Raw genomic sequence first — 14,366 nt, forward strand, 5'->3', positions numbered from 1 at the left:
AATTATTTTTCCAATTATGTGGTATACTGTACTCAAGAAATGTGTAAAATGCAAAGAGAGCCGTGCTGGTAACACGACTCTCCGAGCGCAACATCCGCTTTTAAGGGCGGTAGGCTTTTAATAAAGAGTAACGCGTCAGAAATAGACCGCTTCCCTTACAGAGGGCGGTCTATTTTCGTTTATGGGTAAGCATTAGCACTACCAACGTCGCGAACGAAATCATTAGCGTCAATGTTTGGAATACTTCCATAAGGCATCACCTCCCTTGCAGGAGATTAGCCGACCGCCCTTATAAGCCTATTCAATTGCAGAATAATTATAGCATAAGATTACGTATGGTGGCGAAACACACAAAGTATCGGTTATCTCATTACGCTTTATTTATATATCTCACTAGGCTTCACACCCCAATATTTCTGAAAGCTTTTGGAAAAATAATTCACATGCCTATAGCCAACCTGCTCTGCCGCATCATATACCTTAAAGCCCTTGGCCAGCAATTCCTTGGCCCGCTCCATCCGCAAACGCAGCACATAGTCGGAGAAGGATTCACCGGTCGCCTCCTTGAAGGCGCGGCTTAGGTAAGAGTAGCTGATAAACATTTTCTCGGCAACCAGGTACAGGTTTAACCCTTCATCATGCAGCCGCTCCTGAATAAATAAAATGATTTGGCTCATCGCCAGCTGGGTTCCCGTCTGCCTTCGCTCCGAAATCGTTTGGCTAATACGCGAGGTCATGCGGCGCAGCCACTCACCCACATGCTCCCTAGAAAGCAATTGGTTAAAGCTTTCAAAATCTTCATAATCCACCTTCAGCGTCTCCCGCAAGGTCCAGCCATGCGTATGCACGATGCGCGCCAGCAGGCAGGTTAAGCGCCATAGCATCTCCTTCGCCTCTGTAACCGGCTTATCCGCTGAGAAGCCCAACTCCATTACCTGCTGGATCAGCATTTCACATTTGCTGCCATCTCCCGTTTCAATCGCTACCTCAAATTCCTTCTCCAAATGGTTCATATGCATCCAGGAATCCTTGATCGGAACCGCATCCCGGTATGGAATCGCAATCGCATTACCGAGAATAATCCGCTCCTGTAGCGCCATCCGGCTTTGGCTATAGGCATTGGCCAGCAGCAGCTTGTCCGACACCAATGGCCCAATGCCCGCACTCGCGGTCAGCTTTAGGCAATCCTTGACCGTGCTGAGCAGCCCATTAATCTGCGGATTGACCCTTGCATACAAAGCATCATCGGGTTCATCGGCCGGCAGGAAAAAGACGACCGCTGTCATCCCATCATCATCCTGCAAAATCACACATTCCTTGTTATCCAACACATCGCCCGCAATCGTAACCAGCAGGAATTGCACCAACGACCTGTCTCGCACCTGAAAACGTCCATTCTCCTCCGAGATCGGGTCCATATCGAAAATAACTGGTAAATACCGTTTTTCCTCCAACTGCATAAGCAGGTCTTGGCTGCGCTTCTCGATCTCCCATATCGAATACCGCCCATTGATCCAGTTTTTCACAAAGGTCACCTGTAAATGGGGCAAATGCTCGTTCCACCTTTTTTCAAGCAGGGAGATGTTATGCCTCTCGCCAATTTCTTTTTCGCGGACGGCTTTGGCATTCAATACAGTCTCTAGTATAAGCTCATTTTCGGCAGGCTTGACCAAATATTTGAACACGCCATATTCGATGCTTTCCCGCGCATATTCAAAATCATCATAGCCAGTCAAAATAATAACCTTGATCAAAGGAAACCTGTCCTTCAGCCATTTGGCCAGCTCCAGACCGCTCATCTCAGGCATCTGAATATCGGTTAGTACGATATCAATATGGTCCTTTTGCAGGATCGTTAATGCCTCCCTGCTGCTGCCCACGGCCGCGGCACATTCAATCTCGTTCGCTGCCCAATCAATCCCGCCCTCGATCCGCTCCCTGACATAATGCTCGTCCTCTACAATTAATAACCTCATCTGTCCTCATCCTTTCGCAAAGGTAATCGCAAGATCACCTTGGTGCTTTCCCCTTCTTTACTTTCCACCGTCAAATTGGCATCTGCTCCGTAATAAAGTGTGATCCGGGACTTCACATTTTTCAGTCCATAATAAAGGCTTGATGGTTTATCGGGACTATTCAAATACGATTTATTCGTAATCTTGTCCATTTCCTGGTTGATTCCTGCCAATTTTTCCTTCGAAATACCCACTCCGGTATCCTCCACCTCAACATACAGGCTCCCCTCCTCGATCCGGGAACGAATATACAGATAGCCCCCATTGAAACTTTTTTCCAATCCATGGATAATTGCATTCTCGACAATCGGCTGAAGGATCAATTTCAGAATCGGGATCTCCTTCGTTTCTTCTTGCAAATCGATGTCCACGGTAAAATGATCCGAACGAATTTGCTGGACGCGAATGTAATACATCAAATGCTGCGCGGTCTCCTCCAAAGTGAACGAATCCCTGCCTTTGCCCAGGCTTACCCGAAAAAATCTCGCCAGATTAATCACCATGTCACTGATTTCCGGAATTTGTTTAGTCAGCGCAACCGAGTATATCGAATCCAGTGTGTTATATAAAAAGTGCGGATTAATTTGCGATTGCAGCAGGCTAAATTCAGCTTTCGCCAGGCGGAGCTCTTTTTCATAATCATCCTCGATCATTTTGCGCTGGGCGGCCGCCATCCGGTTAAAGCCATTCATCACAAAGCCGAATTCATCCTTTCTATGATGAATGACCTCGACGGCCAGATTGCCGCTGCTGAACTGCTTGAACGCACTCGATAATTGGTGCAAGGGCTTGGCAATTCCGTTGTACACCAGCCATGCGATCCAGAACGCCAATATAATACTGATCGCTGAGATCAAATAAGTAAAGAGCTGTAGCGTATGCGATAGCTGGAATACCTCCGCCTTCGGCTGCTCCAAGCGGATCGACCAAACTCCACTTTCCACTTTAATCGAAAAAGGCTGCTGCTCATGAATTTGCTGCGAATTGGGATTCGTCTCCAATACAAAACCATCATTATAAAACAAAGTAATATTGATGTTATTGGAGGTTTGCAGATTTTGAATGATTTTTTGGAACGAACTTTTATCCACAGCCAAAACCATCACATTCGGCTCCTTATTATTGCTCAGCACATCCAGCATCCGAATATAATAAATCATATCCTCGCTTATATAGGCGGAGTGAGCTAACGGGTTGCTGCTATCCTTGGTAGGGACGAAAACAACCAGCCCCCCTCTAGCTGCAATCGTTTGCTCAAACCAAAATTCCTTTTTCACCTCCGGCCACTTGACGCCGCCTTTCAGCGTAGAAACTCCATTGCCACTTTCCCCATGAATAATATAAGCCTCCTTGACGGCTCCATTCACATTAGTAAGCGCAGTTAATTGCTGCTGCACGGTGTGGATTTCATAGAGATGGTCAGGGCTCAGCGGGTTGTCGATGCCTTTCCAGATGTCGACAATATTGGGATTGGAGGCAATCAATAAGGTTTGCTGGTCCATATTTTTGGTCAGCTGGTCGACATATTCCAAGGTCGAAAGCAAGGCGCCCTTGGTTCGGTCGCTAATTTGCTCATTCATGATGCTTTGCGAATAAAAGTTGGCAAATATGCTAACCCCCACTAGCGGCAATAAAATAAGCAAAAAGTTTAAGGTCAGCTTCGTTTGAATCGAATATACACGGGCTACATTGATCATCTCGGAAACTGCCTCCCTTCCCCTCCAGCTTGATGCGCTGGCTGATGTACGAGTGTGTGTGTCGGCTGCTGCAGATTTATGGGCTCGTGCGCTGGCTGGTGCAAGGGTGTGTGTACAGGCTGGTGTGCGACCAGGCTCGAAGGCGGATGCCCGGTAATTTTTTTGTACATCCGGTTGAAGTAGGACTGGTCACAGTAGCCCAGTATATCCGCTACCTGGCCAATGGTTAGCGATGAATTCAGCATCAGGTCACGAGCCGCATACACACGAACCTGGTGCAAATAATCGATCGGAGTTTGCCCTGTCACCTCGCGGAATATACGGGTCACATAATTAGGTGTCCGGTCGACAAGCTGTGATAACGTTTCCAAGCGAATTTGTCCTTGGTAGCTTTCGAGAATATATTGCTGGATTGCCATCACCATCCCCAGCTTCTTCGACGGAAAATCCGCGGTTTCCGCCTCACGGGCAGTAATCCCAAGCAGCTCCAGCATAATGCCCTTGCATATCACCTCATAATGCGGCAGTTTGCCAAGCCATTGCTGGATGAGCAAGGAAAACCGCTGCTTCATATATTCATAATTCCGTGCATGCAGCAGCTGGTAATGCTTGCCCCCAAGCATCTGAATGGGACTCTGCCCCATGTCCGTTTCCTCAGCCGAGAACAGCACCGCATATTTCTGGTGGGATGAGCTGCCATCCCCCATTCCAGCGCGCAGCGTTCCCTTCGGAATATACAAAATATCCCCTTGGGTTAATGGGATATTCAAATGGTTCAAGCGGTAGGTCAAGTGCCCGCCAGCGATATACATAAATATGTGGCTTTCGGTTACCGATTCCGGCTTACGCCAATCAGGTCCCACGTCCTCGGCAAAAACCGAATCGATTTCAATCATTCCAGATCACCTCGTTGTGTTTCTTTGTGATGGATACGCCTTCATTTCTTTCTCATTATAGTAATTGATGATTGAATTGTCCAAATAATAATTGTTTTGTTTATCGCTTATAGCGTTTTTCTTTTCTATACTTAAGTAGAAAATTACCAGAAATCACAGATTGAATCCGAAAGGAATCGAGTCATGAAACTTCCATCAAAGATCATTGATTGTGATGTCCACCATGCGCTGAAGAGCCATATGGACCTCGTCCCTTACCTCAAAGAGCCATGGAAAAGCAGTGTAGAAAAATTCGGCATTCGCGGTGGTGGCGGTACTTATTCCTCGCCAATCGGTGTACAGCGCAAGGATACGTACGCGGAAGATGGACGGGATGCAGCCGCCTACCCGGAGCTACTGACTAAGCAGCTGATCGATACTTACCATATGGACTATGCCATTCTAACCGGCGGCTTGTATTCGATTTCCATCCATCCCGATGCCGATTATGCTGCCGCTATTGCCGCCGCTTATAATGACCATCTGATTGAGCAATGGCTGCCGAATAATCCAAAATTCAAAGGCTCGATGACCGTCGCTACCCAGGACCCCATGCTCGCTGCGCGTGAAATTGACCGGATTGGCCCGCATCCCGATATTGTGCAGGTAGTCCTGATCAGCGCCACGCATATCCCCTATGGTAATCGATATTACCATCCGATCTATGAAGCGGCTGAGCGGCATGGATTGCCTATAGCGATCCACCCTGGTGCCGAAGGCAGTGGCACCTCTAACCCGCCAACTGCTGCCGGTTATGTGAGCAACTATTTCCAATGGCATACCTGCTTGTCACAAAATTTCATGGCGCAGCTGGTCAGTATTGTCCTCGAAGGCGTGTTCGAGAAATTCCCGCGCCTGAAATTCGTCTTGGTCGAAGGCGGAGTAGCCTGGCTGCCGCATCTGATGTGGCGCATGGACAAGAACTACAAGGCATTGCGAGCGACAACGCCTTGGCTGAAGCGGATGCCAAGCGCTTATATCCGCGACCACTGCTATTTGACGACGCAGCCTATTGAGGAGCCGGATAATCCGAAGCATCTCCAGCAAATTTTCGAAATGATGGATGCCGAAAATATATTATTATTCTCTAGCGACTTCCCCCACTGGGATTTCGATGACCCTTTTATGATAATGAAGGGGTTATCTGAGGAAGCAAAGCATAAAATCTTTTACGAAAATGCGAGAAAGCTCTACAATTTGGCCTAAACGAGCCACTTGGGATCAAGCGTATAAAGCAAGCCTAGCCGTCTGTGTCTGGAGAGTGCTTCAAACAGCGCCATTAGCCTAGGCATGGATAAGCTCATAAGGAGGAATCATCATGGCCGTTCATTATGTCGGCGATACCGAAGAAATTCCGGCAGGTACCCATAAAGTAGTCGAGGTGGCCGGTCGATCAATTGGCGTTTACAATATTAAAGGGGAATTTTACGCGATTCATAATTATTGCCCGCACCAAGGAGCCCCGATGTGTAAAGGCGATGTGTGCGGAACGACGCTGGAGTCAGGCGTATACGAGTTTATATATGGAAGAGACAAGGAAATTGTCCGCTGTCCCTGGCATGGCTGGGAATTCGACATCAAGACGGGCAAATCGCTATTCAGCGATAAAACGCGTACGCGCAGCTATAAAACGAGAGTCGATGAAGGAAAAGTCGGGATTGTAATAGGAAGCGAAATTTAAACTGCGAAATTATGGGATGGACTCCCCAACGGTTATTTAGGATGTTATACTCATACAGGAGAAAATACCGTAGGAAGAGGCCCACATCATGCATGCAGTGAAAAACCAGTTTCCCTTATTACCCCAAAAGGAGCGTTTCCCCTTCTCTCTTTTATGCCTAACCCTTGGAGCCTTCGCAATCGGCATGACCGAGTTTATTATTATGGGCCTGCTGCCTAACGTTGCCCTTGATCTGGATGTCACCATTCCGCAAGCTGGGCAGCTTATTACAAGCTACGCGCTTGGTGTCGCATTTGGTGCACCTCTGCTAACGATCTTTACCCACAGCGTCCCGCAAAAGAAATTGCTAATTATTCTTATGTGCATTTTCACTATAGGCAATGCCTTATCTATCGTAGCGCCTACTTACTACCTGTTAATAGCAGCCCGGATTTTGACGGCTTTAGCACATGGAACCTTTCTGGGTGTAGGCTCAATTATCGCCGCCCGCCTGGTCAGGCCTGAAAAACGCGCCGGAGCTGTCTCCATGGTGCTCGCCGGATTAACCATTGCCAATATAATTGGCGTGCCTTTTGGAACCTTTATAGGCCAAAACCTAGGATGGAGAGCTTCGTTTGGAGCGATTACTATCATGGGGATCATCTCTCTAATTGGCATTATGAAGTTTATCCCTATTATTCGCCAAGACCATATTCCAAGTCTTTCCAAAGAGTTTCGCAGCTTAATGAATCCACAGGTTCTGCTTATTTTATTAACCGGGGCTCTTGGATGTGCAAGCCTGTTCTCCGTATTCACTTATATTGCGCCTATGCTGCAAACGATAAGCGGCTTCCCCGAGCATAGCGTAACCTGGATTCTGGTTTTATTCGGTCTGGGTGTTACTTTGGGGAATGTGCTTGGCGGCAAGCTGGCGGATTGGAGGCTGATGCCCTCATTAATGATCAACTTTGCTGTGCTGGCAGTCATTCTTTCTTTATTGACAGTGACACTTTGGCATCCGATGCTAGCTGTTATCACTATTTTTATATGGGGGATTGCCGCCTTCGGCATTATGCCTGGTATCCAAATACGGATTATGAATTTGGCACATGAAGCACCACTGCTTGCTACCACCTCCAGCCATTCTGCCCTAAATGTAGGCAATGCGTCGGGAGCCTACCTCGGCGGTCTGACTATCACATCGATGAGCCTCTCTTCCTTGCCATGGCTGGCGGCGGCACTTGCTGCCCTTGCTTTTGTAGGTGTAATGCTGAGCTATCTTGTGGAGAAAAAAATGAGTCGGCGAGCTCTCACTTTATAGATTCGATATATAACGAAAGCCCTACGAGTATGAACTCGTAGGGCTCTTTTATATAACGTGGGAAGCGATGAATCCACACATGTTCCAGATCTGCATTAACAATGTTTAGAAAGTGAAATTTGAAATCGTTACACGATTAGTTGCTAATTGCCGTTTCACGAACAGTCGCAAGATGCTGCTTGACCTCTACGCAGCGGGCGGGCTTGGGGAAGATTTTATCCGGGTTGCACAGATTATCCCGGTTGAATACTTGCCGCAGGCCGATCTGTACCTCAATCTCTTGCTCCGTAAATACAAAGCGCATATCCTCCATCTTTTCAATACCGACGCCATGCTCACCCGTGATCGTGCCGCCCATTTCCGCGCAAACCTGCAACACCTCCGAGCCTGCTAAAACAGCATCCTGCTGCTGGCCTGGTATGCGGGAATCAAACAGGATAAGCGGATGCAGGTTGCCATCGCCCGCATGGAATACATTGGCTATTCGCAGGCCGTATTTCTGGCTGATCTCGCCTACTCTGGCTAATACAAAAGGCAGCGTGCTGCGTGGAATGACGCCATCCTGCACCAAGTAATCCGGCGATATCGTGCCCATCGCCCCAAATGCGGTCTTGCGGTTGGCCCACCAGCGTGCCCTTTCCTCTACACTAGCCGCCTGCCTGACCTCCCGCACATGGTGCTTGCGGCATACCTCCAGCACCTCATCGATCTGGTGTTGCAGGCCTGCTTCGATCCCGTCGACTTCAACAATTAGCACCGCTCCCAAATCACGCGGATAACCAACCGGATAATTGCCCGATTCGACGCCTTCAATCGCCGTATTATCCATCATTTCCAGCGCTGCCGGGATAATACCCGCGGCAATAATGTCCGATACCGCCTGGCTCGCATCGTTCACATCGTCATAAAGCGCAACTACGGTTTTGATCCCCTGCGGCTTTTTCAAGATACGCACGGTAATTTCCGTGACGATCCCCATCGTCCCTTCCGAGCCCGTCAAAATGCCCAATAGATCATAACCAGGAGAATCCGGAAGCCCTCCGATCCGCACGATCTCGCCGCTTGGCAGCACAAGCTCCAGCCCCAGCACATGATTCGTTGTCACCCCATATTTCAGGCAATGCGCGCCTCCGGCATTTTCCCCAACATTCCCGCCTATTGTACAAGCGGCTTGGCTGGATGGATCTGGCGCATAATAGTAGCCTTTGGTTGAGATCGAGTTGGATAGCTTCAGATTAATGAAGCCCGGCTGCACGACTGCCTTGCGGTTTAAATAATCGACATCGAGCAGCTTATTCATCCGCACAAGGCTGATGATCACTTCGCCATTCAGCGCTGTGGCTCCGCCGCTTAAGCCCGTGCCTGCACCACGCGGAATGAACGGAATTTTATGCTTATGCATATAAGTGACCGCTGCGGAAACCTCCTGCGTATTCGCTGGAAAAATAACAGCAGCAGGCACGCCTTTATGAATCGTGTAGCCGTCGCATTCGTAAGCCATTAAATCCTCGTAGCGATGTAATACGGCTTGCTTACCGATGATTCGCTGCATTTCTGCAATGAAAGCTTGCTTATTAGCCTGATTTCCAAACTGGCTTTCAGCTTGGTCTGCTGTATGATTCCCCACATGCTTCGCTGCTTGAACGTTCATCTTGTTCATCCCTTACTCTCCTTCCGCTTGCCGCATCGGGTTAATCCCTCTATAAGCCCAATCCAGCACCTGGATCGTATGCAATATTTTTTCCGGACGATTGTCGCGAACAATGCCCACTTGAAATTGCATCATGCAGCCTGGATTTCCCATGACGACGCCATCGCAGCCTTGCGGGATATCATCCATTTTACGCTCCAGCAGTTCACCAGCCATCTTCGGATGGGTCAGATTATAGATGCCCGCACTGCCACAACAACGGTCAGCATCAGGCAAAGGTACCATTCGAATGCCGGGAATCGCCTCCAACAAGCGCCGCGGCTCTGCACGAATTTTCTGGGCATGGGCAAGATGGCAAGCATCGTGGTAAGTCAAAGTCAGGTCAATACTTCCTTTGGGCGGAATTAAACCCAATTGGTCGAGAAACTTCGATACATCCGTTACTTTTTCTGTAAAATGCCGTGCTTTATCGTGGTAACGCTCATCTGTTTTCAACAGTTCTTCATATTCCTTAAGCGTAGAGCCGCAGCCAGCGGCATTAATAATAATCGCATCGATATCCTCGGAGAGAAAAACATCAATATTGCGCCGCGCCAATGCTTTGGCCATATCCCGATCACCTGCATGCACATGCAGCGCGCCACAGCAGCTTTGATTTTGCGGAATCCACACCTCACAGCCATTCTCGCGCAATACATGAACTGTCGCCTCATTAATATCACTGAACATCACATCCATCACACAGCCCGTCAATACTGCTACGCGTGCCCGCTTCGGGCCGATGGCGGTTAAAGTTGAAGGCATTCTATGCAAAACAGGTCCGGTTGTAATTTCTGGCACAGCCAATTCCATCTCTCGCAAATGCTTAGGAAGTACATGCAAAACCTTCGTTTTTCGTGTGATCGTACGTAAGCCTGATTTTTGATAAAATTTCAGTAACGATTGCAAAGCATGAAGCCTTTTGGGAAAAGGAAATAGCTTATGCAGAAAAAAGTTATTCATCAGTCCAGCCATCCCTGTTGGCGGGTCTGCTTTAAATAGCTGTCCCCGCGCCTCTTCAATCAAAGCGCCAACCTGCACACCGGATGGGCAAGCGGTTTCGCAGGCCCGACAGTCCAAGCAAGTCTCGACGGGATCGGCGAAATATTCGTTAAGGTTCATTTTGCCTTCAGCCACAGCCTTTATCAGGTAAACCCTGCCACGGGGAGAATGCGCCTCCAATCCAGTCTGCTGGTAAGTTGGGCAAGCCTCCAGGCACATTCCACAATGGACGCATTGCGAGAATTTATTCTCATCCGGTGCATCCTCAAATAAATAATTAGATTTGATCAGCGATAGCTCATTACAGGGTGGTGCTAATGATTTAGACATTTTAAATTCCTCCCACGAAACGACCACGATTCAAAATATGTGTCGAATCCAGCTTCTGTTTAATATCCTTCATCAGGCCTCCATCGGCTCTGGCAAAGCCCCACACAGAAACGGCTGACCTCACCTGCACAGGAGCCAAAGCGACGATCGCCGCTCCATGGATCTGGTCCATGTAGGCATTGATGCCATGAATCCATTGGATGATGTCCTGTGTACGATTGGGCTCCGTATCTAACGTGCAATAGCTGATTCCTGTAAATAAGCCACCGCTGAAATAAAGCTCGCAGCCCAGTTGTGCAGCCGATGTGTTGGCAAACTCGTAAATATCCGATACTTCTGTCATCGTGGAAAGCAGCTTTAAAGAAACGACCAAGCGGTCGGGAGCGATAGCGTTGGCGCTTGGAACGATATTGCGTAAGTGCTCGATCAGCGGCTCGGTTGCTGTCCGTCCGCGGCATTCCGAAGCAGGCTCCAGCCCTATATTCGCGGCAAAAGTTTTCAGCCACTCTAGCTGGTAGCTGACAGAGGGGTCGACATCCTCGAATAAAATGACTAAAGCAGGCTCAGGCTGCGCTGAGCCGAATAGCTTCATTGCCAGCGCTGGACTAACAAGCTCTGCGGCGCATGGCTCTAGCTGAGAGTCGAGCAGCGCTTCCTGAATGCGCTTCCAATCACCACTTGCGTTGGAGCCAAAAGCCAACAGCCCCGTTGTTGCAGGTAGCGGGCGTATTTTGAACGTAAGCTCTGTCAGCACGCCGAGTGTCCCCATCGAGCCCACAAAAAGCTTGTTCATGTCATAGCCGGCAACATTTTTAACCACTTTGGCACCTGTTCGTATCACCGTTCCATCGGCAAGGGCAACCCTTGTAGCGATCAAATGGTCTCGAGCCGAACCAAAAAGTGCCCGTTTGGGTCCCGAACCATTCGCGGCTACCATTCCGCCAATTGTTGATTGTTCACTCCATGAGGGGTCAATCGGGAGAAATTGCCCTGCCTGCCCTAAAGCATCCTGTAGTGTCTTAACAGTCGTGCCCGGAAGTGCCGTCACCATCAAATCACCTATAGAGTGATGCAGAATCCCGGACATATTTTTCATCGATAATAAAATATCCGCCTGCCCGGTGTGCCCTCCCCATGCATCCTTCGTGCCGCCCCCTTGGGTAACTACGGAGTAACCATTGGAGTGGGCAAATTGCAGAACATGCGAAACCTGCTCCTCCGTTTCTGGAGCAACGACTATGGAAGCCCGGATTGTATAGGAGGAGGTATGATTGTTTGCCTGTTGTTCCTCTACAAGCTCTGGGCCAACAATTTCACCGATATGGCCCATCGCCTGTTGGATCGGAAATGCTACCTTTACGCCATCCATATATGTCCCTCCTCATAATTTTGCGCATTCTGTTCATTATAGAAAACTAACTTCTTAAACATGAACTTATATCTATCATACCTAAAACTTCACCATCCGCATAGAGACAGTTTTTGCTTTTTCACGTAACACCTAACACAAAGCAGCCGCTGGAGTTTATTAAGCCCCAACGGCCTTGGATTTTATTTCAATAGCTTAATAACTGATAACCACAGTCTCAAATACATCTAGTTCAGGAATCAAAAATGTCACCTGCTCGGCAGTGTTCTCAATAATCGGCAGTTCCTTGCCGCTTCGAAGCCCGAAAATTCGTTGCGGCTGCTGCTTCACAGTAAAGCTAATTCGCAAATCACGAATAGATAGAGGCGCATGAAAGGCAGTACCCAGTTGCCCGCTCAAATTAACAGTATGCACAAGGTCGTACGCTCCATTAAGCTGATGATGTGCCGAAACCTCAACCAACGGCGAGCCGTTAATCACCTTAATTGAGCTAGAGATACCTAATAGATCCTCCAGAACCGTTTTAAGCAGCATCGCATGCCCATGATTACTTAGCTTCTCGTAATGCCGCCCAATAGTCCATGGAATGACTGCCGTTTCGCCTTGGCCATATCGATAATAAATCAGCCCTGGCTCATTCGTCACTTCCGTAATGTAGCATTTCTCGGGCGGCCCAAACATGCAGGGCGGAATATAACCCAAATAGGCTTGGCTATCCGGCTTGGCTTCGCATAATAGATACTCCCCATATAAATAAACCACATCGACCGCATCGAAGCCTTTTAAAGCCACTTTATCTTCAGCCGTGACGGCAAAATAGGTTCCTTGCTGCTTCGGAAAGGCTTGCTTGATGGAGGCTACACCCACACATTCAAGCTGGAACTTGCCAAGTGGCGTCCCTTTTTTATCACACGTTGATGTCGCTCCAGTTGTTAACAGCTTGCCACCAGCCTTCACATAAGCGTCTATTAATTGGCAGGCAGCCTGATCAAGATTACGCCCATCCGGGATAATGACTGCTTGGTATTTGCTCAATTTTGCCAGCCATTCTGGATCCTCCAGCACATGGTCCCGAACCACATCGAATGCAATATGCAGCTCCGATAACATTCTAAACATACCTTTGAACTCACTCATGCTGCCATATACCGCACTGCTGTAAGGCTCAATCAGGCATACATCGGCAATCGACCTGATGTTGGTGTAATAATGCTCATTCTGCTTATGAAAGCTGTATATGTCTTTCACACTATCCATACAGAGCCGGTCATCCTGATTTGTTAAAGTGCCAATTACATAATAGTCAAGCCAAGCACCCTGCACCAAATCCTGGGCTAGTCGGAGCTGGGTCATATGTGGGGATACCGCAGCATGGCGCATTGCAAAATCAACAAAATGCACAGCCGAGTTACTCACCGCCATGCCTTCCCAGGATCCGTGAACCAGCTTCACATTATGGCTGGCCGAGTAATTAAATTCGGGAAGACCCCGATCAATCCCAGTATTCGATTCCATCCTGAAAATATCCGTGCCTTCAGGCGTATAGTTGCAGATGGCTACATGTTCGTTGATCGCTTTGACGGCTTGGGCACGCCTTCTGAATAATTCCGCTACTGTTTGCTGCTTGAATTTCTCGTAATCGAGATAAACGGGATCTTGGCTATCGGCTACCGTTGGCAGCTTGTCGTGCCCGAACATTTGCTTAAATCGCACTTGGTCCGCTGCTGACTGGCAGATCCCAAAAAAATTATAGCTATAATCATGAGTAACATAGCCATGCATATTAATGAATACGCCGTCGATAGGGTACTTCCGCACAGCCTCCGTAAGAATTTGGATCGAGCCTTCCTGCTGGTACCAGCCATTAAAAGAGGTATGTACCTGGCCGTTATAATTGACTGTTTCGCCCTTGACTCCTTGGTACAGCCAATCAGGATGACCCAATGCTATAGCTTCGTTCAGCCGGCTGAAATCAAAACGTGCAATATAACGTATCCCCGCCTCATGTACCTTGCTTATGACTTCACCAACAAAATCATTCACCAAGCATGGATTGCGAAAATGAAAGTCCAATTCGGAAGGATAGCTGGCGACGATGCCACCTGTATTAACAAGTACTACGTCTGCTGCATATTCCTTTAAGCTCTTGACGAATTCATCAACATCGAGCCTGGCGTCGATTTCGCGTAGGTTGGTTTGGATCAATCTCATTGGTTTTTGTTGCCACCATTTCATGGGGGAGCCTCCTTGTTTGATAGTGTTGTTTGGTAAGGGACGACAAAGACGATGCTGCGTGGCCAGGGTGCTCCTCCGATTGCTATTGTTCATGGATTTTTTGATTAGATCA

11 protein-coding genes are annotated in these 14,366 nt (G+C 48.3%); 3 read left to right on the forward strand and 8 right to left on the reverse strand.

All coding sequences use genetic code 11. The annotated features are described in order from the left end of the window. Positions 1-169 precede the first annotated feature (169 nt). From G9U52_RS41565 to G9U52_RS04045, 4 genes are all read right to left on the reverse strand, one after another. A complete protein-coding gene (locus G9U52_RS41565; protein WP_375790228.1) occupies positions 170-250 on the reverse strand; it encodes a putative holin-like toxin in 81 nt (26 codons plus the stop codon). A 127-nt stretch (positions 251-377) separates the two neighbouring features. After that, positions 378-1,976, reverse strand: coding sequence for a response regulator (locus tag G9U52_RS04035; protein WP_166146412.1), 1,599 nt, complete (start codon positions 1,974-1,976; stop codon positions 378-380). Continuing rightward, positions 1,973-3,712, reverse strand: coding sequence for a sensor histidine kinase (locus tag G9U52_RS04040; RefSeq protein ID WP_166146414.1), 1,740 nt, complete (start codon positions 3,710-3,712; stop codon positions 1,973-1,975). The genes G9U52_RS04035 and G9U52_RS04040 overlap by 4 nt, the downstream gene beginning before the upstream one ends. Next, entirely contained in the window at positions 3,709-4,608 is a 900-nt protein-coding gene (locus G9U52_RS04045) for an AraC family transcriptional regulator (RefSeq protein WP_166146416.1), read from the reverse strand. Before G9U52_RS04045 ends, G9U52_RS04040 begins: the two co-directional genes overlap by 4 nt. 183 nt (positions 4,609-4,791) lie before the next feature. Here G9U52_RS04045 and G9U52_RS04050 point away from each other — a divergent pair, with 183 nt between their 5' ends. The 3 genes from G9U52_RS04050 to G9U52_RS04060 all read left to right on the forward strand — a co-directional run bounded on the left by G9U52_RS04050 (position 4,792) and on the right by G9U52_RS04060 (position 7,628). Continuing rightward, positions 4,792-5,853 carry an amidohydrolase family protein gene (locus G9U52_RS04050; RefSeq protein WP_166146418.1) on the forward strand — a complete coding sequence of 354 codons (1,062 nt, stop codon included), beginning with the start codon at positions 4,792-4,794 and terminating at the stop codon, positions 5,851-5,853. A gap of 112 nt (positions 5,854-5,965) precedes the next feature. Further along, complete coding sequence (locus G9U52_RS04055; RefSeq protein ID WP_166146420.1) at positions 5,966-6,328, forward strand: Rieske (2Fe-2S) protein; 363 nt, start codon at positions 5,966-5,968, stop codon at positions 6,326-6,328. A gap of 88 nt (positions 6,329-6,416) precedes the next feature. Then, the gene (locus G9U52_RS04060) at positions 6,417-7,628 is read left to right on the forward strand and encodes an MFS transporter (RefSeq protein WP_166146422.1); all 1,212 of its coding nucleotides are present in this window, start codon (positions 6,417-6,419) and stop codon (positions 7,626-7,628) included. 136 nt (positions 7,629-7,764) lie between these two features. Here the strand turns inward: G9U52_RS04060 and G9U52_RS04065 are convergent, their stop codons facing one another. The 4 genes from G9U52_RS04065 to G9U52_RS04080 all read right to left on the reverse strand — a co-directional run bounded on the left by G9U52_RS04065 (position 7,765) and on the right by G9U52_RS04080 (position 14,254). Then, a complete protein-coding gene (locus G9U52_RS04065; RefSeq protein ID WP_166146722.1) occupies positions 7,765-9,180 on the reverse strand; it encodes an FAD-linked oxidase C-terminal domain-containing protein in 1,416 nt (471 codons plus the stop codon). A gap of 111 nt (positions 9,181-9,291) precedes the next feature. After that, positions 9,292-10,650, reverse strand: coding sequence for a (Fe-S)-binding protein (locus tag G9U52_RS04070; protein ID WP_166146424.1), 1,359 nt, complete (start codon positions 10,648-10,650; stop codon positions 9,292-9,294). A gap of 1 nt (position 10,651) precedes the next feature. Next, on the reverse strand, positions 10,652-12,019 hold the full coding sequence (locus G9U52_RS04075) for an FAD-binding oxidoreductase (protein WP_166146426.1): 1,368 nt from the start codon (positions 12,017-12,019) through the stop codon (positions 10,652-10,654). A 195-nt stretch (positions 12,020-12,214) separates the two neighbouring features. Continuing rightward, positions 12,215-14,254 (reverse strand): alpha-amylase family protein, encoded by a 2,040-nt coding sequence (locus G9U52_RS04080; RefSeq protein ID WP_166146428.1) that lies wholly within the window; start codon positions 14,252-14,254, stop codon positions 12,215-12,217. Between the last annotated feature and the right edge of the window lie 112 nt (positions 14,255-14,366).

The organism is Paenibacillus agricola (genome assembly GCF_011440305.1).
GTDB lineage: Bacteria > Bacillota > Bacilli > Paenibacillales > NBRC-103111 > Paenibacillus_S > Paenibacillus_S agricola.